Annotated in this window: 1 protein-coding gene; it reads right to left on the bottom strand. The window is 72.0% G+C overall.

Translation table 11 applies throughout. The features are described 5' to 3' along the window. Nucleotides 1-117: 117 nt before the first annotated feature. The gene (locus AB0I76_RS28925; RefSeq protein ID WP_357042031.1) at nt 118-1,581 is read right to left on the bottom strand and encodes a polysaccharide biosynthesis tyrosine autokinase; all 1,464 of its coding nucleotides are present in this window, start codon (nt 1,579-1,581) and stop codon (nt 118-120) included. Nucleotides 1,582-1,900: the final 319 nt, after the last annotated feature.

Below are 1,900 nucleotides of genomic sequence, written 5' to 3'. Positions count from 1 at the left end.
GGCTGCAACCCGCCGCCCCCGACGCCGACGACCTGCCGGACCCGCTGGGTGGGTCCGCCGCCGACTTCCGGCGCTGCGCCGAGGAGATCGAGCGCGTGATGCGGCCCCTCGCGGCGCTCATCGGGACAGCCGGGTGAGTTCCTGCGTCCGGTCGCCGACGTCGCCGGGGTCCAGGTGCTCGGCGTGCCGGGGCCCGGCGCCCCGCTCGGCGTGCGCGGGCGTCGTCTCGGCGGCCGCGACGACCCGGTACGCCTCGTACTGGTACGCGTCGGCCTTCGGCACCTTCGCCATGTTGAGCACGCAGCCGAGCAGCCGGACGGAGACCGAGTGCAGTGACCGCGCTGCCGCGGCGACCTGCGACCGGGACGTCCGGCCCTGCTGGGTGACCAGCAGCGCGCCGTCGGCCTGCACGGCCACCACGACGCCGTCGGTCACGGCGAGCAGCGGCGCCGTGTCGATGATGACGATGTCCGCCGACTCACGGAGCGCGAGCAGCAGGTCCGCCATGGCCTTGGAGCCGAGCAGTTCGCTCGGGTTCGGTGGGGCCGAGCCGCTGGGCAGCACCAGGAGCGACTTGTCGCCCCAGCGCTGCACCACGTCGCCCACCCCGACGTCGCCGACCAGCACGTCGGTCAGGCCGACCCCGGCGTCCAGCCCGAGGTAGTCGCCGACCTTCGGGCGGCGCAGGTCGGCATCCACGAGCAGGACCCGCCACCCCGCCTCGGCCAGCGCGATCGCCAGGTTGCAGGACAGGGTCGTCTTCCCCTCGCCCTGGAGGGCGCTGGTCACGGCGATGACCCGGGCGGGCTCGTGCACGTCGACGAAGCGCAGGTTCGTCCGCAGCTTGCGGACCGCCTCGGCCCGGGCCGAGTTCGCCGCGTCACCCACGATCAGCGGCGACGCCTTCGCGCTGCCCTCGAACGGAATCTCGCCCAGCAGCGGGCCGCCGGTGGCGCGCTGGAGACCCGCCGCGTCCCGCATCCGCACGTCGGCGAGTCCACGCAGGATCGCCAGGCCCACGCCGGCGAGCAGACCGAGCAGACCGCCGAGGGTGAAGTTGCGGACCGGCTGGGGGGACACCGGGGTGGACGTGACCCGCGGCCCACTGACCACCTCGATACGGATCGGCCCGGCCTTGCCGTCGGAGGTCATCTCGACCTTCCCGACCAGCTCGACGAACTTGGCCGACAGGGTCTCGGTCACCCGCAGGGCGCGGTTCTGGTCGGTGTCGGTCACCGACGCGCGCAGCAGGACGGTCCCGGCCTCGGTGGAGGTGGAGACACGCCGCTGGACCTGCTCGGCGGTCAGTCCGACCGGGTTGTCGGCGACGACGCTCTGCGCGAGCCGGTCGCTGGTCAGCAGCTCGGCGTACGACTTCACGCGCTGCTGGAGGAACAGGCCGCCCTGGTAGGCGTCGGTGACGCCCTGGCTCGGTGTGGTGACGAAGAAGGTCACCGAGGCGACGTACCGGGGCTGGGCCCGGACGGTGACGAGGGTGGTCACGCCGAGCGCGACCATGACCGTGAGGAGCACGATCCACCAGTGGCGACGCACCAGGCGGAGTTGGCGGTACAGGTCCATCAGGCGCGCCTCCGTACCAGGCCGGTAACGCCAAAGAACTTCACGAAAACCCCCAAGGTCGACTTAATCTCGTGAAACCATTAAAGCGCCTCATGCGCCTTATGTCCGGAGTTACGCATTTTCGCCAAGGGCTGCGCTCCGCATTACCAACCCCGCGGAGCGAGGCAGGGTGTCGGTACGACGGAAATTGAGTCGACGGTTCTCGAACGCGGGCACGTGACGTACCGGCGGAGGGTCTTCAGGTGGTGCGGTGCGCGGCGGACGGACGCCGGGCCGTGCGGGGGTCACGCGGGCGGCGGGCCGCGAAGGGAACGGCGGC

It is taken from the genome of Micromonospora sp. NPDC049799 (genome assembly GCF_040656655.1).
GTDB lineage: Bacteria > Actinomycetota > Actinomycetes > Mycobacteriales > Micromonosporaceae > Micromonospora.
This window is presented reverse-complemented; position numbering and strand designations above follow the sequence as displayed.

What these genes read in the sequence shown, in the direction of transcription:
- AB0I76_RS28925 (WP_357042031.1), bottom strand. Translation starts at nt 1,581, where the DNA reads ATGGACCTGTACCGCCAACTCCGCCTGGTGCGTCGCCACTGGTGGATC.